This window comes from Streptomyces sp. NPDC025638, from assembly GCF_055558775.1.
Genome location: NZ_JBVHLX010000021.1, coordinates 78,393 through 98,732, shown reverse-complemented (window position 1 = coordinate 98,732; position 20,340 = coordinate 78,393). Strand labels below are relative to the sequence as shown.

22 protein-coding genes are annotated in these 20,340 nt (G+C 71.8%); 5 read left to right on the top strand and 17 right to left on the bottom strand.

Annotation, left to right across the window (positions count from 1 at the left end; translation table 11 throughout):
- Positions 1-15: 15 nt before the first annotated feature.
- The 11 genes from gatB to ACZ4EG_RS39145 form a co-directional block, all read right to left on the bottom strand.
- Positions 16-1,530 (bottom strand): Asp-tRNA(Asn)/Glu-tRNA(Gln) amidotransferase subunit GatB, encoded by a 1,515-nt coding sequence (gene gatB, locus ACZ4EG_RS39195; RefSeq protein WP_467794027.1) that lies wholly within the window; start codon positions 1,528-1,530, stop codon positions 16-18.
- A gap of 15 nt (positions 1,531-1,545) precedes the next feature.
- Positions 1,546-1,788, bottom strand: a complete 243-nt coding sequence (locus ACZ4EG_RS39190; protein WP_390711957.1) for a hypothetical protein — start codon at positions 1,786-1,788, stop codon at positions 1,546-1,548.
- Positions 1,785-3,278 carry an Asp-tRNA(Asn)/Glu-tRNA(Gln) amidotransferase subunit GatA gene (gene gatA, locus ACZ4EG_RS39185; protein ID WP_467794026.1) on the bottom strand — a complete coding sequence of 498 codons (1,494 nt, stop codon included), beginning with the start codon at positions 3,276-3,278 and terminating at the stop codon, positions 1,785-1,787. The genes ACZ4EG_RS39190 and gatA overlap by 4 nt, the downstream gene beginning before the upstream one ends.
- Positions 3,279-3,281: 3 nt before the next feature.
- A complete protein-coding gene (gene gatC, locus ACZ4EG_RS39180) occupies positions 3,282-3,578 on the bottom strand; it encodes an Asp-tRNA(Asn)/Glu-tRNA(Gln) amidotransferase subunit GatC (RefSeq protein WP_067164579.1) in 297 nt (98 codons plus the stop codon).
- A gap of 80 nt (positions 3,579-3,658) precedes the next feature.
- Positions 3,659-4,165, bottom strand: a complete 507-nt coding sequence (locus tag ACZ4EG_RS39175; RefSeq protein WP_453558229.1) for a cupin domain-containing protein — start codon at positions 4,163-4,165, stop codon at positions 3,659-3,661.
- A gap of 91 nt (positions 4,166-4,256) precedes the next feature.
- Positions 4,257-6,521 carry a putative bifunctional diguanylate cyclase/phosphodiesterase gene (locus ACZ4EG_RS39170; protein WP_467794025.1) on the bottom strand — a complete coding sequence of 755 codons (2,265 nt, stop codon included), beginning with the start codon at positions 6,519-6,521 and terminating at the stop codon, positions 4,257-4,259.
- A gap of 259 nt (positions 6,522-6,780) precedes the next feature.
- Complete coding sequence (gene ligA / locus ACZ4EG_RS39165) at positions 6,781-8,976, bottom strand: NAD-dependent DNA ligase LigA (RefSeq protein ID WP_467794024.1); 2,196 nt, start codon at positions 8,974-8,976, stop codon at positions 6,781-6,783.
- 15 nt (positions 8,977-8,991) lie between these two features.
- Complete coding sequence (locus tag ACZ4EG_RS39160) at positions 8,992-9,999, bottom strand: methionine synthase (protein ID WP_467794023.1); 1,008 nt, start codon at positions 9,997-9,999, stop codon at positions 8,992-8,994.
- Between the two features lie 143 nt (positions 10,000-10,142).
- Positions 10,143-10,526 (bottom strand): hypothetical protein, encoded by a 384-nt coding sequence (locus tag ACZ4EG_RS39155; RefSeq protein WP_467794022.1) that lies wholly within the window; start codon positions 10,524-10,526, stop codon positions 10,143-10,145.
- A 25-nt stretch (positions 10,527-10,551) separates the two neighbouring features.
- A complete protein-coding gene (locus tag ACZ4EG_RS39150) occupies positions 10,552-11,250 on the bottom strand; it encodes an SDR family oxidoreductase (RefSeq protein ID WP_363301296.1) in 699 nt (232 codons plus the stop codon).
- 7 nt (positions 11,251-11,257) lie between these two features.
- Entirely contained in the window at positions 11,258-11,797 is a 540-nt protein-coding gene (locus ACZ4EG_RS39145) for an LOG family protein (protein ID WP_467794021.1), read from the bottom strand.
- A 50-nt stretch (positions 11,798-11,847) separates the two neighbouring features.
- Here ACZ4EG_RS39145 and ACZ4EG_RS39140 point away from each other — a divergent pair, with 50 nt between their 5' ends.
- Positions 11,848-12,195 carry a DUF427 domain-containing protein gene (locus ACZ4EG_RS39140; protein ID WP_467794020.1) on the top strand — a complete coding sequence of 116 codons (348 nt, stop codon included), beginning with the start codon at positions 11,848-11,850 and terminating at the stop codon, positions 12,193-12,195.
- A 37-nt stretch (positions 12,196-12,232) separates the two neighbouring features.
- Entirely contained in the window at positions 12,233-13,015 is a 783-nt protein-coding gene (locus tag ACZ4EG_RS39135) for an alpha/beta fold hydrolase (RefSeq protein WP_453558209.1), read from the top strand.
- Positions 13,016-13,023: 8 nt separating this feature from the next.
- Here the strand turns inward: ACZ4EG_RS39135 and ACZ4EG_RS39130 are convergent, their stop codons facing one another.
- The 3 genes from ACZ4EG_RS39130 to mnmA all read right to left on the bottom strand — a co-directional run bounded on the left by ACZ4EG_RS39130 (position 13,024) and on the right by mnmA (position 16,141).
- Positions 13,024-14,307, bottom strand: a complete 1,284-nt coding sequence (locus ACZ4EG_RS39130; protein ID WP_467794019.1) for a globin domain-containing protein — start codon at positions 14,305-14,307, stop codon at positions 13,024-13,026.
- On the bottom strand, positions 14,304-14,483 hold the full coding sequence (locus ACZ4EG_RS39125; RefSeq protein ID WP_467794018.1) for a hypothetical protein: 180 nt from the start codon (positions 14,481-14,483) through the stop codon (positions 14,304-14,306). Before ACZ4EG_RS39125 ends, ACZ4EG_RS39130 begins: the two co-directional genes overlap by 4 nt.
- A gap of 527 nt (positions 14,484-15,010) precedes the next feature.
- Complete coding sequence (mnmA, locus tag ACZ4EG_RS39120) at positions 15,011-16,141, bottom strand: tRNA 2-thiouridine(34) synthase MnmA (RefSeq protein ID WP_467794017.1); 1,131 nt, start codon at positions 16,139-16,141, stop codon at positions 15,011-15,013.
- A gap of 60 nt (positions 16,142-16,201) precedes the next feature.
- On the opposite strand from mnmA, the gene ACZ4EG_RS39115 reads away from it, so the two are divergent.
- Together ACZ4EG_RS39115 and ACZ4EG_RS39110 are read left to right on the top strand one after the other, a co-directional pair.
- Positions 16,202-16,861: an N-acetylmuramoyl-L-alanine amidase gene (locus ACZ4EG_RS39115; RefSeq protein WP_467794016.1), complete on the top strand. Its 660-nt coding sequence runs from the start codon at positions 16,202-16,204 to the stop codon at positions 16,859-16,861.
- 223 nt (positions 16,862-17,084) lie between these two features.
- On the top strand, positions 17,085-17,783 hold the full coding sequence (locus tag ACZ4EG_RS39110; RefSeq protein WP_467794015.1) for a multicopper oxidase domain-containing protein: 699 nt from the start codon (positions 17,085-17,087) through the stop codon (positions 17,781-17,783).
- Here the strand turns inward: ACZ4EG_RS39110 and ACZ4EG_RS39105 are convergent.
- The 3 genes from ACZ4EG_RS39105 to ACZ4EG_RS39095 all read right to left on the bottom strand — a co-directional run bounded on the left by ACZ4EG_RS39105 (position 17,780) and on the right by ACZ4EG_RS39095 (position 19,541).
- Positions 17,780-18,943: a cysteine desulfurase family protein gene (locus tag ACZ4EG_RS39105; protein ID WP_453558196.1), complete on the bottom strand. Its 1,164-nt coding sequence runs from the start codon at positions 18,941-18,943 to the stop codon at positions 17,780-17,782. The two genes, ACZ4EG_RS39110 and ACZ4EG_RS39105, sit on opposite strands and share 4 nt — an antisense overlap.
- A gap of 119 nt (positions 18,944-19,062) precedes the next feature.
- Positions 19,063-19,341, bottom strand: coding sequence for a DUF4190 domain-containing protein (locus ACZ4EG_RS39100; RefSeq protein WP_363301287.1), 279 nt, complete (start codon positions 19,339-19,341; stop codon positions 19,063-19,065).
- Positions 19,342-19,373: 32 nt separating this feature from the next.
- Positions 19,374-19,541 (bottom strand): hypothetical protein, encoded by a 168-nt coding sequence (locus ACZ4EG_RS39095; RefSeq protein ID WP_467794014.1) that lies wholly within the window; start codon positions 19,539-19,541, stop codon positions 19,374-19,376.
- Between the two features lie 121 nt (positions 19,542-19,662).
- Between ACZ4EG_RS39095 and ACZ4EG_RS39090 the strand changes: the two genes are divergently transcribed.
- Positions 19,663-20,295 (top strand): TetR family transcriptional regulator, encoded by a 633-nt coding sequence (locus tag ACZ4EG_RS39090; RefSeq protein WP_390711972.1) that lies wholly within the window; start codon positions 19,663-19,665, stop codon positions 20,293-20,295.
- Positions 20,296-20,340 lie beyond the last annotated feature (45 nt).

Genomic DNA, 20,340 nt, shown 5'->3' with positions numbered 1-20,340 from the left:
TACCGCACACGGGACTCAGCCCTCGCTGACGCCCAGCTTCTCCAGGATCAGCTCCTTGACGCGGGCCGCGTCGGCCTGGCCGCGGGTGGCCTTCATGACCGCGCCGACCAGGGCGCCCACCGCGGCCACCTTGCCGCCGCGGATCTTGTCGGCGATGCCCGGGTTGCCGGCGATGGCCTCCTCGACGGCGGCCGTCAGCGCGCCCTCGTCGGAGACGACCTTCAGACCGCGCTTCTCGACGACCTCGTCCGGGGTGCCCTCGCCCGCGAGGACACCCTCGATGACCTGACGGGCCAGCTTGTCGTTGAGGTCACCGGAGGAGACCAGCCGGGCGATCCGGGCGACCTGCTCGGGCGTGATGGCCAGCTCGTCGAGCGCCTTGCCCGACTCGTTGGCGCTGCGCGCCAGTTCGCCCATCCACCACTTGCGGGCGGAGGCCGCGTCGGCACCGGCGTCGATCGTGGCGACGATCGGGTCCAGCGCGCCGGCGTTGAGGATCGCCTGCATGTCCGTGGCCGAGATGCCCCACTCCGCCAGCAGGCGGGTGCGGCGGGCCAGCGGCATCTCCGGCAGCGCGGCGCGGATCTCCTCGACCCACTCGCGGGAGGGGGCCACCGGGACGAGGTCGGGCTCCGGGAAGTACCGGTAGTCCTCGGCCTCCTCCTTCACTCGGCCCGAGGTCGTCGACCCGGTGTCCTCGTGGAAGTGGCGGGTCTCCTGGACGATCGTGCCGCCGCCGCCGAGCACGGCCGCGTGCCGCATGATCTCGAAGCGGGCCGCACGCTCCACGGAACGCAGCGAGTTGACGTTCTTCGTCTCGGAGCGCGTGCCGAACTTGTCGCCGCCCTTGGGCATCAGCGACAGGTTCACGTCGCAGCGCATCTGGCCCATCTCCATACGGGCCTCGGACACGCCGAGCGCCTTGATGAGCTCGCGCAGCTCGCGGACGTACGCCCTTGCGACCTCGGGAGCGCGCTCCCCGGCACCGACGATCGGCTTGGTGACGATCTCGATGAGCGGGATGCCGGCGCGGTTGTAGTCCAGCAGCGAGTGCTGCGCGCCGTGGATGCGGCCGGTGGCGCCGCCGACGTGCGTCGACTTGCCGGTGTCCTCCTCCATGTGGGCGCGCTCGATCTCCACGCGGAAGGTCTCGCCGTCCTCCAGCTGTACGTCGAGGTAGCCGTTGTAGGCGATCGGCTCGTCGTACTGGGAGGTCTGGAAGTTCTTCGGCATGTCCGGATAGAAGTAGTTCTTCCGGGCGAAGCGGCACCACTCGGCGATCTCGCAGTGCAGCGCGAGACCGATCTTGATCGCGGACTCCACGCCGGTCGCGTTGACGACCGGGAGCGAGCCGGGCAGGCCGAGGCAGGTCGGGCAGGTCTGCGAGTTGGGCTCGGCGCCCAGCTCGGTCGAACACCCGCAGAACATCTTGGTCTTGGTGCCGAGTTCGACATGGACCTCAAGGCCCATGACGGGGTCGTACGACGCCAGCGCGTCCTCGTACGACACCAGGTCGGTCGTGGTGGTCACGGTGAAACTTCCCTCTCAGCCCAGCAGGACGTCGTCGTCGCCCAGCCGCTTCAGCTCGCGGTACAGGATGGCGAGGCCGGTGACGATCGCGACCGCGGAGACGGTGGCGTCGACGAGCCGCAGCGTGTCGTGCTCGGCGCGAGCCTTCTTGATCTGCTTGGTGACACCGATCGCGCCGAACGCGGTCGTTGCCATCGACAGGTACGTACCGGACTTGGACTTCTTGAAGCCCTTGGCCTTCGACAGTGCATTGCTCACAGCGACGGAGCCTCCTCGAGCAGCGGGTGACCCCACTTTTCCACGAACGCGGCCTCGACAGCGGCGCCGACCTTGTAAAGACGGTCGTCCTTCAGCGCCGGGGCGATGATCTGCAGACCGACCGGGAGGTTGTCCTCCGGGGCCAGGCCGCAGGGCAGCGACATGGCCGCGTTGCCCGCCAGGTTGGTGGGGATGGTGCACAGGTCGGCGAGGTACATCGCCATCGGGTCGTCGGCGCGCTCGCCGATCGCGAAGGCGGTGGTCGGCGTCGTCGGGGAGACGATGACGTCGACCCGCTCGAAGGCCTTCTCGAAGTCGCGCGTGATCAGCGTGCGGACCTTCTGGGCGGAGCCGTAGTACGCGTCGTAGTAGCCGGAGCTCAGCGCGTACGTGCCCAGCATGATGCGGCGCTTGACCTCGGGGCCGAAGCCCTCCTCACGGGTGAGGGAGGTGACCTCCTCGGCCGAGTGGCTGCCGTCGTCGCCGGTCCGCAGGCCGTAGCGCAGGCCGTCGAAGCGGGCGAGGTTGGACGAGCACTCGGACGGGGCGATCAGGTAGTACGCCGACAGGGCGAGGTCGAAGGACGGGCAGTCCAGTTCGACGATCTCGGCGCCCAGCTCCTTCAGCAGTTCGACGGACTCGTCGAAGCGCTGGATGACGCCGGCCTGGTAGCCCTCGCCACGGAACTGCTTGACCACACCGATCCGCATGCCCTGGACGCTGCCGTTGCGGGCGGCCTCGACGACCGGCGGGACCGGGGCGTCGATGGAGGTGGAGTCGAGCGGGTCGTGTCCGGCGATCACCTCGTGCAGGAGCGCCGCGTCCAGGACCGTACGGGCGCAGGGCCCGCCCTGGTCGAGGGAGGACGAGAAGGCCACCATGCCGAACCGGGAGACCGCGCCGTAGGTCGGCTTCACGCCGACCGTGCCGGTGACGGCGGCCGGCTGGCGGATGGAACCGCCGGTGTCGGTGCCGATGGCGAGGGGGGCCTGGAAGGAGGCGAGGGCGGCGCTGGAGCCGCCGCCGGAGCCGCCGGGGATCTTGGTGAGGTCCCAGGGGTTGCCGGTCGGCCCGAACGCGCTGTTCTCGGTGCTGGACCCCATGGCGAACTCGTCCATGTTGGTCTTGCCGAGGATGACCACGTCGGCGGCCTTCAGCCGCTTGGTGAGCGTCGCGTCGTACGGCGGGATCCAGCCTTCGAGGATCTTCGAACCGACGGTCGTCGGAACGCCCTCGGTGGTGAAGATGTCCTTGAGCGCGAGGGGAACGCCGGCCAGCGGCCCGAGCTTCTCCCCCTTCGCCCGCTTCTCGTCGACGGCACGGGCCCGCGCCAGGGCGCCCTCGCGGTCGACGTGCAGGAAGGCGTGCACCTTCTCGTCGACGGCGTCGATCCGGGCGAGGTGGGCCTCGGTGACCTGGACGGCCGTGAGCTCGCCGGAGGCGATCCTCTCGGCGGTCTCGGCGGCCGTGAGCTTGATGATGTCCGTCATGGATCAGTCCTCCCCCAGGATCTGCGGCACCTTGAAACGCTGCTGCTCCTGGGCCGGGGCGCCGGAGAGCGCCTGGGCGGGGGTGAGCGAGGGACGGACCTCGTCCGCGCGCATGACGTTCGTCAGCGGGAGCGGGTGAGAGGTCGGCGGTACGTCTTGGTCGGCGACCTCGCTGACGCGTGCGACCGCGCCGATGATGTCGTCCAGCTGGCCTGCGAAGTGTTCGAGTTCTTCGGGCTTCAGCTCCAGACGCGCCAGCCGGGCGAGGTGGGCGACCTCCTCGCGCGTGATGCCAGGCATGCAGCGATCCTCTGGGGTGAGAGTTTGTGGTTTGGGCCCAATCCTATGGGGCGGGGTGCGAAGACCGTTAAACGGTTTGCTCAGCGCTCCGGCCCTCGGCGGTGGGCGGCCCAGGCCGGGCTGTGCAGGAAGTGGTTGTCGTACAGGTCCTGCACCCCCAGAAGGCTCTCCGGGGTGTCCTCGCCGAGGGCGACGCGCCGCAGGTGGCGGAAGTACTCGAAGCGCTCGACGCCCGGTGTGATGACGATGAGCAGGTCGGCGTCGCAGCCGGGGACGGCGGCGAAGGCGTGCGGCCTGCCGGGCGGGACGACGACCAGGTCCCCGGGCCCTGCGGTGACGACCTCCTCGGCGGAGAGCAGTTCGGCGGCGCCGTCGAGCACGAAGAACATCTCGGCCGAGCCGTCGTGGCGGTGCGGGGAGGCGCCGTCGGCGCCCTGGGTGAGAGTGACGCGCTGGGTGGACAGGGCTCCACCCGTAGTGCCGCTGTCGGCCAGCAGCCGGACGGTGGTGGGCGCACGGCCGACGACCTCGGCCTCCGCCTCCCGGACGACCACGGTCTCGTCGAATGTCGGAACGATCAGGGACATGGCTGGTGGCATCGTCTTTCTGTACGGGCCCCGTGCCGGTTTCCGTACCGGTCCCGTGCCGGCCGGCCGGTGCCGGACCGTCCGTGCCGGGCTAGCCGATCCGCCCCGGGTCGTCCGCGGCGGCCGCCGGGAGGGCTGCCCTCGGACGCTGCCAGCCCCGAGAGCCGCGGGCACGCAGCCACGCCGTGGTCTCCTCCGGCGGCATCGCCGCGGCGACCAGCCAGCCCTGTACGGCGTCGCACCCCAGGTCGCGCAGCCGCTCCCAGGTCTCGTCGTCCTCGACGCCTTCGGCGACGACCAGCAGCCCGAGGGAGTGCGCCAGGTCGACCGTGCACCGCACGATCTCCGCGTCCTCCGTGTCCACGGCCAGCCGGGCGACGAACGACCGGTCGATCTTCAGTTCGCTGACCGGCAACCGGCGCAGATGCACCAGCGAGGAGTAGCCGGTGCCGAAGTCGTCCAGGGACATCTTCACGCCGTGCCCGGTCAGCCCGGCGAGGGTGTCGGCGGCCCGCTGCGGGTCCTCCAGCAGCACGTGCTCCGTTATCTCCAGTTGGAGCGCTCCCGCCGGAACGCCGTGCCGGGCAAGGCGCGCGGCCACCGAGCCGGCGAAGCCGGGGGTGTGGACGTCACGCGGGGAGACATTGACCGCGACCGGCACGTACAGGCCCTGAGCGCGCCACCGGGCGACCTGTCCGAGCGCCGTCTCCAGCACGTACTCCGTCAGATGGGGCATCAGCCCCGAGGACTCGGCGATCGCTATGAACTCGTCCGGCGGCACCTTGCCGCGCTCGGGGTGCACCCAGCGGACCAGCGCCTCCAGCCCGGCGACCTGGCCGTCGAAGCGGACCTTGGGCTGGTAGTGGAGCTGGACCTCGTGCGCGTCCAGGGCCCGGCGCAGATCGCCGAGCAGGCCGAGCCGGTCCGGGGTGTTGGAGTCCCGCTTGGACTCGTACACCTCGACGCCCGTGCGGTCCCGCTTCGCCTGGTACATCGCCACGTCCGCCCGGCGCAGCAGTCCCTCGGCGTCCAGGGCGTGGTCGGGGAAGACGGCGACACCCGCGCTGGCCTCCAGGACGAGGGTGAGTCCGTCGAGGTCGAGCGGGGAGCTGAGGGCGGCAACCAGGCCGCGGGCGACCCGGGTCGCCGACGTCGTGGAGTCGGCGACGGGCAGTAACACGGCGAACTCGTCGCCGCCGAGCCGGGCGGCCTCCGCGCCGCGGGGCAGTGCCAGCCGCAGCCGGTCGGCGATCTGCAGCAGCAACCGGTCGCCGGCGAGATGACCGAGGGTGTCGTTGACCGAGCGGAAGCGGTCGAGGTCGATGAGCATCAGGGCGGCCCGGGCGCCTATCCGTTCGGCGTCGTCGAGGGCCGTCCAGATCCGCTCCAGGAGCCACTGCCGGTTGGGCAGGCCGGTCAGCGGGTCGCGCAGCTGCTCCTCCGCCCGGGCCCGGGCTATCCACAGGGTGGAGTCGAGGGCGACTAGGGGGATGGAGAACAGCGGGAGCAGGACCGGCTGGGCGTCGGCGACCACACAGACCAGGGGGGCGATGCCGAGCAGCGCGACCGCGACCAGGCCCTGTCTGACCAGGGCCGTCCGGGCGACGGTGGGCAGTCCGCCGCCGCGCGGGGCATGCAGGTACCACAGCAGACCGCGGGTGACGGCGAGGTAGGCGGCCGCGACGAGGACGACCTCGGGGGCGGTGGTGACGGTCCAGCTGCCGGGGTTCCAGGGCGACTCGACGGTCGGTACGCGGCCGAAGGCGCCCAGCACCAGCGCGCCGGCGCCGATGCCGAGGATGTCCACCGCGCCCTGCAGCACCCCCTGCCGCCAGCGGTTGCGGCGGGCTATGCCGACCAGGACGACGACGGTGAGGCTGACCATGCCGGCGGGCACCCAGCCGTAGAGCAGGAGTACGGCGAGGGTGAGGGCGGCGCCGGAGCCGGTGCCGCCCCACCAGCGGGAGCGGCCGAGCATGACCAGGTGGCCGACGATGATGCCGGTCAGCACGGCCAGCGACCAGCCGACCGTGCCGGACGGGAAGAGGGCGTGGTTGCCGGTGAACGCCTGCAGGAAGCCGGCGCCCAGCGCGAACCCGGCGGCCGCGACGACGGCCGCGGGCAGCGCGGGCCAGGACGGCCGGCTTTCGTGGTCCGCGCCCGGGAGGGCCGGGGCGGCCTCGATGGCCAGGGGGGCGGGGCTGCGCGGGTCCGTCGCGACATGCGGTCCTGCGGCGCGGACCGCCGCGCCCGCCCGCTCCGCGGCCCGTCCCGTCCACCGGCTCCCGCGCCATGCGCCCATCTTCAGGCGCAGGCGCAGCCGTGAGTCAGGGGCGGCGCTCTCGGTCGGTTCCATTCCCGTCCCTCTCACAGCCGGCGGTGCCCACGCCACGCGGTCCGCTGCCCGACGACCATCAACGGCTCCGCGTTGGAAAACCCTTCCCCGTGCTCATCAAGAGCACGGGGATGCCCCGACCGCAGCTGGGCACGGCAGGCGCACATCTCAACAGTAGGCCGCAGAAGGCTTCCACGGGCAGCGGTCGTCTACGGTTGCCCGAATGCGCCCCGGCCACCCGTATGCATCTGATATGCACCGATCGGGTGGCCTTCAACCGCTACTCCCCGGTCGGAAGGGCGACTTCGGCCGCGGCCTGCGGCCCCTGCTCCAACAGGACGCCGAAGCCGTCCTCGTCGAGCACCGGCACCTTGAGCTGCATGGCCTTGTCGTACTTCGATCCCGGGTTCTCCCCCACGACGACGAAAGACGTCTTCTTCGACACCGAACCGGTCACCTTCGCTCCGCGGCTCTGCAGCGCTTCCTTGGCGCCGTCGCGCGTGTGGTTCTCCAGGGTGCCGGTGACGACGACGGTAAGCCCTTCCAGCGGACGCGGGCCCTCCTCCTCGCCGGACGTCTCGTCCTCCAGCGGGACTCCAGCGGCCTTCCACTTGCGGACGATCTCGCGGTGCCAGTCCTCGGCGAACCACTCCCTGAGGGCCGCGGCGATGGTCGAGCCGACGCCCTCGATGCGCGCCAGCTCCTCCTCGCTTGCCTGTTCGATGCGGTCGATCGAGCGGAACTCGCGCGCGAGGGCCTGCGCCGCCACCGGACCGACGTGCCGGATCGACAGCCCGTTCAGGAACCGGGCGAGCGGCCGCTCCTTGGCGGCCTCGATGTTGGCCAGCAGCGCGAGGGTGTTCTTCTTCGGCCCGCCCTCCTTGTTGGCGAAGACCGTGGCGACCTTGTCCTCGCCCGTCTTGGGATCCCGCTTGGGCAGCCCGCTGTCCGGGTCGAGGACGTACGCCTTGATGGGCAGCAGCTTGTCCACCGTGAGGTCGAACAGGTCGCCCTCGTCGGCCAGCGGCGGGTCGGCCGGCTCCAGGGGCCGGGTGAGCGCGGCGGCCGCCACTTCGCCGAAGTGCTCGATGTCCAGGCACTCGCGGCCCGCGAGGTAGGAGACGCGCTCCCGCAACTGGGCCGGGCAGGTGCGGGCGTTGGGGCAGCGGAGGTCGATGTCACCCTCCTTCATGGGCCGCAGGGCCGTACCGCACTCGGGGCACTCGGCGGGCATCACGAACTCGCGCTCGCTGCCGTCGCGCAGGTCGACGACCGGGCCGAGGATCTCCGGGATCACGTCACCGGCCTTGCGGATCACGACCGTGTCGCCGATGAGCACGCCCTTGGCCTTGACCACCTCCTGGTTGTGCAGGGTGGCGAACTCGACCTCGGAGCCCGCGACCGTGACCGGCTCGACCTGGGCGTACGGCGTGACGCGGCCGGTGCGGCCGACGCCGACCTTGATGTCGATCAGCTTGGTGTTGACCTCCTCCGGCGCGTACTTGTACGCGATCGCCCAGCGCGGCGCGCGGGCGGTCGAGCCGAGACGGCCCTGGAGGCGGATCTCGTCGAGCTTGACGACCACTCCGTCGATCTCGTGCTCCACGGAGTGACGGTTCTCGCCGTAGTACGCGATGAACTCCCGTACGCCGTCGAGGTCGTCGACCACCTTGTTGTGCGCGGAGGTGGGCAGGCCCCAGGTCTTGAGGAGGTCGTAGGCCTGTGAGAGGCGGGTGAGGCCCTCGTAGCCCGCCAGCGCGCCGATGCCGTGGACGACCATGTGCAGCGGGCGGGTGGCGGTGACCCGCGGGTCCTTCTGGCGCAGTGAACCGGCCGCCGCGTTGCGCGGGTTGGCGAAGGGCTTGTCACCGGCCGCGACCAGGCGCTCGTTGAGTTCGAGGAACTTCTCCATCGGGAAGTAGACCTCGCCGCGGATCTCCACGAGGTCGGGGACGCGGTCGCCCGTCAGCCGGTCCGGGATCTCCGCGATCGTACGGACGTTGGGCGTGATGTCCTCGCCGGTGCGGCCGTCGCCGCGGGTCGCCGCGCGCGTGAGGCGGCCGTGCTCGTAGGTGAGGTTGACGGCGAGGCCGTCGACCTTGAGCTCGCACAGGAAGTGGTAGTCGGAGGTGCCGACGTCCTTGGCGACGCGCTCGGCCCAGGCGGCCAGTTCGTCGTCGTTGAAGGCGTTGTCGAGGGAGAGCATGCGCTCGCGGTGCTCGACGGAGGTGAACTCCGTCTCGTACGCTCCCGCGACCTTCTGGGTCGGCGAGTCGGGCGTGCGCAGCTCGGGGTACTCCTGCTCCAACGCCTCCAGGGTGCGCAGGAGTCGGTCGAACTCCGCGTCGCTGACGACGGGAGCGTCCTTCACGTAGTACCGGAAGCGGTGCTCCTCGATCTGCTCGGCGAGCTGCGCGTGCCGCTCCCGTGCCTCGGCGGGCACTGCCGTCTCCGCTTGCTGCTTGTCGCCGGCCACCGTGTTGTCCTCCCGTTACTCTGGGTTGTCCGCGAGGGATCTCGCCGCCCGGACGCAATGGGCGAGAGCCTTGCGTGCGTACGCGGGGGAAGCGCCCGCGAGGCCGCACGAGGGGGTGATGGTGACCGTCTCCGCGAGAAGCCCCGGATGCAGCCCCAGCCTGCGCCACAGCGTCCTGACACCCATGACGCTACCGGCAGGGTCTGACAACGGACCGTCCGTGCCGGGCACGACACCGGCGAACAGGTGCGTGCCGCCTTCCACGGCTTCACCGATGACCTCGTCGTCACGCTCGGTGAGGAGCGAGAAGTCGAGGGAGACCGCGGCGGCGCCCGTGCGGCGCAGCAGGGCGATGGGCACGTCCGGGGCGCAGGAGTGGACGACGACCGGGCCGGTGCGGTGCAGCGCGACGAGGTCGCGGAGGGTGGCCTCGACGATCTGCCGGTCCACGGCCCGGTGAGTCCGGTAGCCGCTGGCGGACTTGACCTGGCCGCGCAGTACGGCGGTGAGGGAGGGCTCGTCCAGCTGCAGGACGAGCTGTGCGCCGGGCACGCGGCGCTGCATCTCGGCGAGGTGCAGGCGCAGGCCCTCGGCGAGGGAGGCGGCGAGGTCGCGGCAGGCGCCGGGGTCGGAGAGGGCGGCCTCGCCGTTCTTCAGCTCGACGGCGGTGGCCAGCGTCCACGGGCCGACGGCCTGCACCTTCAGCGGGCCCTCGTACCCCTGGGTGAACTCCTCCAGCGCGTCGATGTCCTCGCCCAGCCAGGAGCGGGCCCGCTTGGTGTCCCGGCCGGGCCGGTCGCCGATCCGCCAGCCGCTGGGCTCCACGCGCGCGTACAGCTCGACGAGCATTCCGGCGGTACGGCCGATCATGTCCGCGCCGGGGCCACGGGCCGGCAGTTCGGGCAGGAACGGGAAGTCCTCGAAGGACCCGGTGACGGTCTTGGCGGCCTCCCGCGCGTCGTCACCGGGCATGGACCCGACCCCGGTGGCCGCACCGAACCTGAATTGGCTGTCATCGCTCACCCGGGCAGCCTATGCCTCCGGCGGTCAGCTGATTTCGGGGCGCCGTGCGCTGCCTCGCTGCCTCGCTGCCTCGCACCCGGCCGCCCCCGGCCCCCCGCTTCGGCCTGAACGGCCTCGTCCGCGATCGCCGGAGGCGCTGGACATCACCGACCGATGCCCGTACGCCCGTGCCGTTCCAGGAAGGCGAGCAGCCGGTCCGGGTCGGCGACCGCGAGGTTGTTGCGGAAGCGCCCGCGCTCCCAGGCGATGTCCGTCCGACCGTGGTGACTGCCGCTACCGATGAACTCGCCGTGGGCGTCCGGCGGGGCGACCGTCAGGCTGCCGTGGCAGCGGCAGATGTCGCCCGTGAAGTCGCCGGTCGTGGTCAGGGCGCGCAGCTCGGCGAGCGTGTCGTCGTCCTGGATCTCGGCCAGGACGGTGCGCCGGGCGAGCGGCCCGGCGTCGTCCCCGCCGCGCAGGAGCACCGCGGCCTCGGGACGGTCCCAGACGTTCTCGAGCCAGGCACGGATCTCGTCACCGTCGCTCATGCCGTCCCCTTCGGAGGTCACCGGGTCACTGGCCCGGTCGGACCGTCAGGTCGTTGATCTCCGCGTCTCTGGGGAGGTCGATGGCCAGCAGGATCGTCGTCGCCACCGACTCGGGGTCGATCCAGCGTGAGGCGTCGTAGTCCTTGCCCTCCTGCTGGTGGACCTTGGCCTGCATGGGGCTGGCGGTGCGGCCGGGGTAGACGGAGGTGACGCGGACGCCGTTGCCGTGCTCCTCGTGGCGCAGGGAGTCGGCCAGGGCCTTGAGGCCGTGCTTGGAGGCGGCGTACGCGGACCAGCCGGCGTGGGCGTTCAGTCCCGCGCCGGAGTTCACGAAGACCACGTGACCGCGGGCGGCGCGCAGCTGGGGCAGGAAGTGCCGGGTCAGCTCGGCGGGGGCGACCAGGTTGACGTTGAGCTGGTGGCGCCAGGACTTGGGGGTGAGGTCCCCGACGTCGCCCAGGTCGACGACCCCGGCGATGTGCAGCAGTGAGTCCACGCGGTCGGGGAGCGTCTGGTGGGAGAAGGCCCAGGAGAGCTTGTCCGGGTCGGAGAGGTCGCCGACCAGGGTGCGCGCCCCCGGGTACTCGGCGGCCAGTTCCTTCGCCCGGCCCGCGTCGCGCGCGTGCAGCACGAGTTCGTCCCCGCGCGCGTGCAGACGGCGGGCCACGGCCGCGCCGATGCCGGAGCCCGCGCCGGTGATCACATGAGTAGCCATGTCCGCCATGCTCGCATCACCGCACGCCCAGGCTCTCCTCCAGGTACGCCAGCACGCCCACGGGCTCGTCCGCGAAGAACACCAGCTCGGTGAGCGGGCGGGGCAGGAAGCCCTCGTCCTCCATCCTGCGGAACTGCTCCTTCAGGCCGTCGTAGAAGCCCTCGGTGTTGAGCAGGACGACGGGCTTGTCCGTGTGCCCGTGCTTCTTCAGCTCCAGGATCTCGGTGGCCTCGTCGAGCGTCCCGGTGCCGCCCACCATGACCACGACCGCGTCGGCCTGCTCCAGCAGCAGCCGCTTGCGCTCGGCGAGGTCCTTGGCGATCACCATCTCGTGGGCGCCGGGCCGGACCTTGGCCGCGAGGAACTCGACGGAGACTCCCAGCAGCAGGCCGCCCGCCTCCTGGACGCCGTCGGCGACGACCTTCATCAGACCGACGTCGGAGCCGCCCCACACGAGCGTGTGGCCCCCCTTGCCGATCAGTTTCGCGAACTCGTGCGCGGGGCGCGTGTAGCGGTCGTCGAGGTCGGCGGCGGAGAGGAAGACACAGATGCGCATGAGGTCAGCCTAGGCGGGAAGAACCGGGGGCCCGCGAGCGCTTTTCCGGTATGACCGATGGACACACGATCACGATCGAGCAGGGCGACCGGCACATACGCGTGGTGCGCGGGGACCTGGTGCTGGCGGAGACCCGCCGCCCCCTGGTGCTGCGCGAGACCGGCTGTCCCGTGCGCTACTACATCCCGGCCGAGGACGTGCGCCTCGACCTCCTCACCCCCTCCGAAACCCACACCCACTGCCCCTTCAAGGGGACGGCGTCCTACTGGTCGCTGCCGGACGCCCCCGACCTCGTATGGTCCTATCTGGAGCCCAAGGACGAGGTCGCGCAGATCAAGGACCACCTGTGCTTCTACGACGTGGAGGTCCAGGAGGAGACACGCGCGGCGGTGTCGTGACCGATTAGTTGCGTGCCCGGTGGCAGTCTCCTCAGGCATGGACAAGCAGATCATTTCGCGCGACGGCACCCGGATCGCGTACGCGCGCAGCGGGCGTGGTCCGGCGGTCGTCCTTGTGAGCGGCACGATGTCCACGGGCGCCACGATGGCCCCGCTGGCCGCACGGCTCGCCGGGCGCTTCACGGTCGTCCCGTACGACCGGCGGGGGCGTGGCGGAAGCGGGGACACGGCGCCGTACGCCGTCGCCCGCGAGGTGGAGGACCTGGCGGCGCTGATCGAGGCCGTGGGCGGGGACGCGGCGCTCTACGGCATGTCGTCGGGCGGCGCGCTGGCGCTGGAGGCGGCGGCGAGCGGGCTGCCGGTCCGTCAGGTGGCCGTGTACGAGCCGCCGTTCGCCGTCTACGAGGGCGGCGCCGAGGAGCGGGCGGCGTACACCCGGAACCTGACCGAGGCGCTCGCGCAGGGCCACAGGGGAGACGCGGTGGAGCACTTCCTGCGGCTGACGGGCCTGGCCGAGGAGATGATCCGGGGCGCCCGCCAGTCCCCCATGTGGGCCGACATGGAGGCGATCGCCCCGACGCTGGCGTACGACGACGCGGTGATGGGCGACGGTGCCGTGCCCCGGGAACGCCTGGCCACGCTCACAGTCCCCGTGCTCGCCGTCGCAGGAGGCGCCGGCCCGGCCTGGGTGCGGGAAGCGACCCGGGCCGTCGCCGACGCGGCGCCCGAAGGGACGTACCGCACCCTGGAAGGGCAGACCCACAGAGTGGATCCGGACGTCCTCGCACCCGTGCTCGCGGAGTTCTTCCACCAGAAGTGACCCGTCCGCTACGCCGAGGCGCCGGCCTGCCAGGGCGGGAGGACGACGGGAACGGTCCCCGTGACCGGGTCGTGGTGGACGCGCTCCGGCGGCATGCCGAGGGCGGTCAGCCGTCGTACGGCGGCGGCGACCATGGCGGGCGGGCCGCTGACGTAGGCGTCGTGGCCGCCCCAGCCGCCGTGCCGGGTCACCGCCTCCACAACCGAGGCGTGCCCGGACGCCCCCGGTCCGTCGTCGATCACCGGGACGATCCGTAGCCAGGGGCAACGATTCCCCAGCCGGGTCAGGACGGCCGCGTCGTACAGGTCCTCGGCGCTGCGAGCGCCGAGGAACAGATGGGCGCTGCGCCCCGGTGACCGGCGTGCCGCCAGGTCCTCCAGGAGCGTCCGTGCGGTCGCCCAGCCGGTGCCACCCGCCACGATCAGCACGTCGCGCGAAACCGGGTCGTCCAGGGTCGTGGTGCCCTGCGCGGGCCCCAGACGCAGGGTGTCGCCGACCGCAGTGCGCGTCACCAGTGCGTCGCTCACGCCGTCGGGGCCGGTGCGCCGTACGTGGAACTCCAGTTCGCCGTCGGCGTTGATCGCCGAGTACGGGCGCCAGGTGTGCGGCAGCAGCGGGGACTGGAGGGTCGCGTACTGGCCGGGCCGGCAGGGGTACGGCTCGGAGGGGCGCACGCGCAGCACCGCCACGTCCTGGCGGCGCCGCTGGTGGCCGGTCACCGTGGCGCTCCAGTACGCCGGTTCGGCCAGCGCCTCGTTCGCGCCCTCCACCATGGCCTCGGCGGCACGCCGCACCATGCGCAGCCAGGCCGCCTCCGCGTCCGGGCTCAGCCGGCCGCGCGCGCAGCGCCCCAGCGCGTCGGACAGGGCCTCGGCGAACACCTCGTAGTGCACCGGCAGTACACCGAGTTTGCGGTGGTCGCGGCCCAACCGGGCGCAGAACGCGGCCAGTTCGTCGGGGTGGTCGAGGTGCTCGATCAGGAACCAGAACGCCCGCTCCAGATGGGCCCGCTGGAAGTCCATCGACTCGGGGAACAACTGCCGCAGGTACGGATGCCGTTCGAACATCGCGTCGTAGAGATGCTTGATCAACTCGTCGAACGGGGTGACCTGCGCCAGATTGTGGGTGATCAGCTGCTGGTCCACGGCGCCGTCGTAGGGGCGGGTCGAGCGGCGTGCGCCGGCTCCGGTGACGTTCTGCGGGCGTCCCGCGCGCGGGGCGGGCGCGAGAAGCCGGTCGCGCAGGCGCATCGCCTCTCTGCGGGCCAGCAGGGCGTGGTAGTCGTCGTTCACCGGCACGCCTTCACGACGCAGGTGCCGCACGCGCCGCCGCTCGCACAGACCGCCGTGGCCGCTCGCCCCCTGCGGGCGTGGTACCAGGCCATGTTGGACGTGAGTCCGGCGAGCAGGAGCCAGACGACGCCGACCGCCCAGGTACCCCGTGTGAAGGACACCACGGCAGCGATCACGGCCAGAACGCTGACGGCCGGAACACAGACGGTCAGGGCGCGGGCTGCTGGAAGGGGAACGGCTGGGCGGGGCATCGCGTCGGCTTCCTGTCGTCTCTGGGGGCAAGATACGGCAACCGCCCGAAGTACGGACGGAACGCCTCCGCATCACATCACCCGGGGCCCGGCCGGAACGCCGCCGAGCTTCCCGCCGCATGCAGCCGAACGGCCCTTTCGGCAGGGCCGTTCGGCCCAGTGCGCGACCGCGGCCGCGGTCCCGGGGCGCGCGTGTTGTAGTGCAGGACAGCCACCCCGAGCGGCACCACCGAATCGAGACAAGGCTCGAGGGGAATGCCCTGGCCCCGGCGGCTTGGTGCAGAAAGACGGGACCGCCGGTCTCGGAGTCGCCGGTGAGATCCGAGATACCGAGGTCGGCCGCGCGCAGCCAGGTGACGAAGCGGTCCCTCAGACCGGAGTCCGCATGATGGACCAGGTCCCTGGTCCAGTGGGTTCGCTCCTCCACGTCCTCACCGGGAGTACGGATCTCGTCAGGCGCGCTCGGCCAGCTGTCGCACCGTCGACGCGATCGTCGCCGAGCCCACCACGCGCGTGCCGTCGTACAGCACGATCGCCTGGCCGGGGGCGACGCCGCGGACCGGCTCGGTGAAGGTGACCCGCAGCTCGCCGTCGACCGGCTCCGCCGTCACCTCGGTCTCGCCGCCGTGCGCCCGGAGCTGGGCGGTGTAGGTGCCGGGGCCGGCCGGGGCCCGGCCGCACCAGCGGGGCTTGATCGCGGTCAGGGCGGTGACGTCCAGCGCGGCGGCCGGGCCGACGGTCACCGTGTTGTTCACCGGGGAGATGTCGAGGACGTAGCGGGGCTTGCCGTCGGCGGCCGGGGTGCCGATCCGCAGGCCCTTGCGCTGGCCGATGGTGAAGCCGAACGCGCCCTCGTGCGTGCCCACCTTGGCGCCGGACTCGTCGACGATGTCGCCCTCGGCCTTGCCGAGGCGGGAGGCGAGGAAGCCCTGGGTGTCGCCGTCGGCGATGAAGCAGATGTCGTGCGAGTCGGGCTTCTTGGCGACAGCGAGGCCGCGGCGCTCGGCCTCGGCGCGGATCTCGGCCTTGGTCGTCACCGTGTCGCCCAGCGGGAACAGCGCGTGCGCGAGCTGCTGCTCGTCCAGGACACCGAGCACGTACGACTGGTCCTTGGCCATGTCGGAGGCGCGGTGCAGCTCGCGGCTGCCGTCCTCGTTCACGAGCACCTTGGCGTAGTGGCCGGTGCATACGGCGTCGAAGCCGAGGGCCAGGGCCTTGTCCAGGAGCGCGGCGAACTTGATCTTCTCGTTGCAGCGCAGGCACGGGTTCGGCGTGCGGCCCGCCTCGTACTCGGCGATGAAGTCCTCGACGACGTCCTCGCGGAAGCGGTCGGCGAGGTCCCAGACGTAGAACGGGATGCCGATGACGTCGGCGGCGCGGCGGGCGTCGCGCGAGTCCTCGATGGTGCAGCAGCCCCGCGCTCCGGTGCGGAACGACTGCGGGTTCGCGGAGAGCGCGAGGTGGACGCCGGTCACGTCGTGGCCCGCCTCGGCCGCGCGGGCGGCGGCGACGGCGGAGTCCACGCCGCCCGACATGGCGGCGAGGACGCGGAGGGGACGGGTGGGCTGCGGGGTGTCAGTCATAGCCCTTCCAGAGTACGGGGGTGCGGGAACCGGAGCCCGCGAGTATCCGTTGACGATCACATGGGGGAGACACGGGCGGACACGGCGAGCGGCGACTCGGATCGGCGGCTGGGGCGGCGGGCCCTGCTCGTCGGGGGTGTCGCGGCGGCCGCGGGGACCGCCGCGCTGGCCCGGGACGAGCTGTCCCATCTGTGGTGGCGGCTGCCGGGGGTGGAGAAGTCGCGGGTCGAGGGGGCGGTGGACTTCCGGGGCGCGCGGTGGGTGGCCGCGTCCCCGGCGAACTACCGGCGGGCGGACCGGCCGGACGACTATCCGATCGACCGGGTGGTCATCCATGTCACGCAGAGCGACTACAAGACCGCGGTGAAGGTCTTCCAGGACCCGGCGCACAAGGCGGCGGCGCACTACATCGTGCGCAAGGACGGGCGGGTCACCCAGCTGATCCGCGAGCTGGACGTGGCGTTCCACGCGGGGAACCGGGACTACAACGAGCGGAGCGTCGGCATCGAGCACGAGGGGTTCGTCGAGCGCGCCTCGTCCTTCACGGACGCGATGTACGCGTCCTCGGCGCGGCTGACGGCCGCGATATGCCGTCGGTACGACATACCCGTGGACCGGGAGCACATCATCGGGCATGTGGAGGTCCCGGGGACGGACCACACGGATCCGGGGCGGCACTGGGACTGGGACCGGTATCTGGGGCTGGTGCGGCGGGCCTGAGCCCGTGTGGCGCACGTCACATGGGGTCGTTTTTGTGAGCGGGCTCCGCGCCTCATGTGTCCGTTGCGTCCCCCACCCCGGCCGCAACCTGCGGCACGCCAACTTGGCTTCCTTTCAAGGAAGTTGAGAAAGATCACCACTCACGGCGGTTCCACAGCTCGCCCGGCCCTCCCCCAGGTTCGGCCCAGATTTCACACAGCGCCGAGGTCGAGCATTCCCGGCCATGACCGACACCACAGAGCCCGGCACCGGCACGGGCACGGACAGCAGCGGCAAGCGCAAGCACTCCAAGGAGAGCAGGCCCCGGCGCGGCAGGGGCCTGCACCGGCGCAAGTTCTCGGCGGCACGGTCGGGCTGGGCCTGGCCGCGGTCGGGGCGGCCGGCACGACGTTCGGCCTGCTGGGCAACGGCGGCGACAAGGCGTCCGCGGCGACCGGCACGCTCACGATCCCCGACCTCCTGGAGGGCACCACCTCGCACCACCGTCCACTTCCACGGCGCCCACGTCCCGGCCAAGACGGGCGGCGGCCCGCAGCTCGCCTTCGCCGACGGCGAGACCTGGGCGCCCACGTTCGAGGTGAAGGACGAGGCCAAGACCCTCTGGTACCACCCGCACGCCCTCGGCACCACCGCCAAGCAGGCCGTGCACGGGCCGGCCGGGATGATCATCGTCGAGGACGACACGGACACGTCCTCGGCGCTGCCCAGTGACTACGGCGTGGACGACGTCCCGATCATCCTCCAGTGCCTGGCGGTCCGGCCGACCCCGAGCCGGGTCATGGGGGTGCCCCCTGCCCGAGCGAAGCCGAGAGCTTGGAGGAGAGTGACGACAACGCGGCTGGGGGTCCCCCCTGCTCGAAGAGCTTGGGGGAGTGCGTGCAAGGGCCCGCGACGCCGGGATGATCCAAACGACACCCCCTAGGTCAGGCCGGCCGCCCGCGCCCGTTCCACCGCCGGGCCGATCGCCTTCGCCACCGCCTCCACGTCCGCCTCCGTGGAGGTGTGGCCCAGGGAGAAGCGGAGGGTGCCGCGGGCCAGGTCCGGGGTGGTGCCGGTGGCGAGGAGGACGTGGCTGGGCTGGGCGACGCCCGCGGTGCAGGCGGAGCCGGTGGAGCACTCGATGCCCTGGGCGTCCAACAGCAGGAGCAGGGAGTCGCCCTCGCAGCCCGGGAAGGTGAAGTGGGCGTTGGCCGGCAGGCGGTCCACCGGGTCGCCGCCGAGGATCGCGTCCGGAACCGCCGTACGGACGGCCTCGATCAGGTCGTCCCGCAGGGCGCCGATCTCCCGGGCGAACCACTCGCGCTGCTCGGCGGCGAGCCGGGCGGCAACCGCGAACGCGGCGATCGCCGGGACGTCGAGGGTGCCGGAGCGGACGTGGCGCTCCTGGCCGCCGCCGTGCAGGACGGGGACGGGGGTGTACTCACGGCCGAGGAGGAGCGCCCCGATGCCGTACGGGCCGCCGATCTTGTGGCCGGAGACCGTCATCGCGGCGAGGCCGGAGGCGGCGAAGTCGACGGGGACCTGGCCGACGGCCTGGACCGCGTCCGAGTGCAGCGGGATGCCGAACTCGGCGGTGACGTCGGCGAGTTCACGGACCGGCATGACCGTGCCGATCTCGTTGTTGGCCCACATCACCGTCGCCAGGGCGACGTCGTCGGGGTTGCGGGCGATCGCCTCGCGCAGGGCCTGCGGGTGCACCCGGCCGTAGGTGTCGACGGGGAGGTACTCGACGGTGGCACCCTCGTGTTCACCGAGCCAGTGGACGGCGTCGAGGACCGCGTGGTGTTCGACGGGGCTGGCGAGGACACGGGTTCTGGCGGGGTCGGCGTCACGGCGGGACCAGTACAGGCCCTTGACCGCGAGGTTGTCGGCCTCGGTGCCGCCGGAGGTGAAGACGACCTCGCTGGGGCGGGCGCCGAGCGCTTCGGCGAGCGTCTCGCGGGACTCCTCGACCGCACGGCGGGCCTTGCGGCCGGACGCGTGGAGGGAGGAGGCGTTGCCGGTGACGCTCAGCGCGGCGGTCAGTGCCTCTGCCGCCTCCGGGAGCATCGGTGTCGTCGCGGCGTGGTCGAGGTAAGCCATGGTGAGCCCGATTCTACGGGCCCCTTGGGGTCGGCCCGGCGGCCAGGCCGGACGTTTTCAGCGGCCGTGCCCCGTCGTCCTCGGGGCGTCAGCCGTTGGTCAAGGCGCGTTCTCCGGGCTCACAGGCTCCAGGAAACCGTGTTGGACACCTCCATGGCGAACACCAGGACCGCCAGGTCGGCAACGCCCAGCGCGAGGCCGAGATACGCGCGGCCGCGACGGGCCGTGCCGCGCCACAGGGCGACGCCCGCCAGCACGAGGGCGATCGGGCCGAGGAAGACGTTGAGGACGAGAAGGCCGAGGAGGCCGAGGATGAAGGACGCCACGGCCATGCCGTCGGCGTCGCGCGTGCCCGAACGGGTGTCGGTGCGAGGCGTGGCCGGTGCGGTGAGTTGCATGATGCTCAGCTCCTTTGGGTCGGTGCGGACGGTCAGCTGGCCGATGAGTGACGACGGCGGCCGTGGCGCTCGCGGAGCGCGAAGATGCCGAGCCAGACGGCGATACCGGCGGCCACGGCGAGGCTGACGGTCAGCGGCGCGTGGGCCACGGTGCCCAGCACGACGCCGAGCAGCATGAGCGCGGCGACAAGGAACAGCATGGGATTCGATCCCCCTCCATGAAGTTTCGGTGAACGGTTGTAGTAACAGTTGTTCACTGACTTTGAGTCTAGCGCGTCCTACGGCTTTTCAATTCCGGAGAACAGTTGTTAACTGGATGACATGAGTCACACCCTCGGCATCCGGCAGGCCCAGAAACAGAAGACCCGACAGGCGCTCCTGGACGCCGCGTTGGGCCTGCTGGAGGAACAGAGCCTGAGCAGCCTGGGCCTGCGCGAGGTCACCCGGGCCGTCGGCGTCGCCCCGACCGCCTTCTACCGGCACTTCCGCTCCACCGCGGACCTCGGCGTGGCCCTCGTCGACGAGGCGCTGGGCAGCCTGCACCCGATGGTGCGGACCACGGTGTCCACGGCCGGCGACAGCGACGAGCGCATCACCCGGGCCATCCGTCTGATCGCCCGCCATGTGGAGACGCACCCCGCCCACGTCCGCTTCATCGCCCGCGAGCGGCACGGCGGCGTCCAGCCGGTGCGGGAGGCCATCCGGGCCCAGCTGACCAGGTTCGCCGAGGAGGTGCGGACCGAGCTGGCCAAGGACCCGGAGGCGGTCGGCTGGAACGAGGACGACCTGCTGATGCTCGCGCACCTCTACGTCGACCAGATGCTCATCACGGCCTCCCTGTTCCTGGAGGCCCTGGAGACCTCGGCCTCGGAGGAGGAGCGGGAGCGCGTCGCCCAGGTCGCGGCCCGTCAGCTGCGGCTGGTCAGCCTCGGCCGGCGGCACTGGCTGGACTGACCCCGGCACGGCACGCAGGGGCGGCGCGCCCGTTCGCCGAGCAGC

Excerpts from the sequence above, each read along its gene's own strand:
- ACZ4EG_RS39140 (WP_467794020.1), top strand. The coding sequence starts at position 11,848 with ATGACCGATGGACACACGATCACGATCGAGCAGGGCGACCGGCACATA.
- ACZ4EG_RS39135 (WP_453558209.1), top strand. The coding sequence starts at position 12,233 with ATGGACAAGCAGATCATTTCGCGCGACGGCACCCGGATCGCGTACGCG.
- ACZ4EG_RS39170 (WP_467794025.1), bottom strand. The coding sequence starts at position 6,521 with ATGGAACCGACCGAGAGCGCCGCCCCTGACTCACGGCTGCGCCTGCGC.
- ACZ4EG_RS39150 (WP_363301296.1), bottom strand. The coding sequence starts at position 11,250 with ATGGCGGACATGGCTACTCATGTGATCACCGGCGCGGGCTCCGGCATC.
- gatC (WP_067164579.1), bottom strand. The coding sequence starts at position 3,578 with ATGCCTGGCATCACGCGCGAGGAGGTCGCCCACCTCGCCCGGCTGGCG.
- ACZ4EG_RS39110 (WP_467794015.1), top strand. The coding sequence starts at position 17,085 with ATGACCGACACCACAGAGCCCGGCACCGGCACGGGCACGGACAGCAGC.
- ACZ4EG_RS39090 (WP_390711972.1), top strand. The coding sequence starts at position 19,663 with ATGAGTCACACCCTCGGCATCCGGCAGGCCCAGAAACAGAAGACCCGA.
- gatA (WP_467794026.1), bottom strand. The coding sequence starts at position 3,278 with ATGACGGACATCATCAAGCTCACGGCCGCCGAGACCGCCGAGAGGATC.
- ACZ4EG_RS39105 (WP_453558196.1), bottom strand. The coding sequence starts at position 18,943 with ATGGCTTACCTCGACCACGCCGCGACGACACCGATGCTCCCGGAGGCG.
- ACZ4EG_RS39145 (WP_467794021.1), bottom strand. The coding sequence starts at position 11,797 with ATGCGCATCTGTGTCTTCCTCTCCGCCGCCGACCTCGACGACCGCTAC.
- ACZ4EG_RS39175 (WP_453558229.1), bottom strand. The coding sequence starts at position 4,165 with ATGTCCCTGATCGTTCCGACATTCGACGAGACCGTGGTCGTCCGGGAG.
- ACZ4EG_RS39115 (WP_467794016.1), top strand. The coding sequence starts at position 16,202 with ATGGGGGAGACACGGGCGGACACGGCGAGCGGCGACTCGGATCGGCGG.
- mnmA (WP_467794017.1), bottom strand. The coding sequence starts at position 16,141 with ATGACTGACACCCCGCAGCCCACCCGTCCCCTCCGCGTCCTCGCCGCC.
- ACZ4EG_RS39100 (WP_363301287.1), bottom strand. The coding sequence starts at position 19,341 with ATGCAACTCACCGCACCGGCCACGCCTCGCACCGACACCCGTTCGGGC.
- ACZ4EG_RS39155 (WP_467794022.1), bottom strand. The coding sequence starts at position 10,526 with ATGAGCGACGGTGACGAGATCCGTGCCTGGCTCGAGAACGTCTGGGAC.
- ACZ4EG_RS39095 (WP_467794014.1), bottom strand. The coding sequence starts at position 19,541 with ATGCTGTTCCTTGTCGCCGCGCTCATGCTGCTCGGCGTCGTGCTGGGC.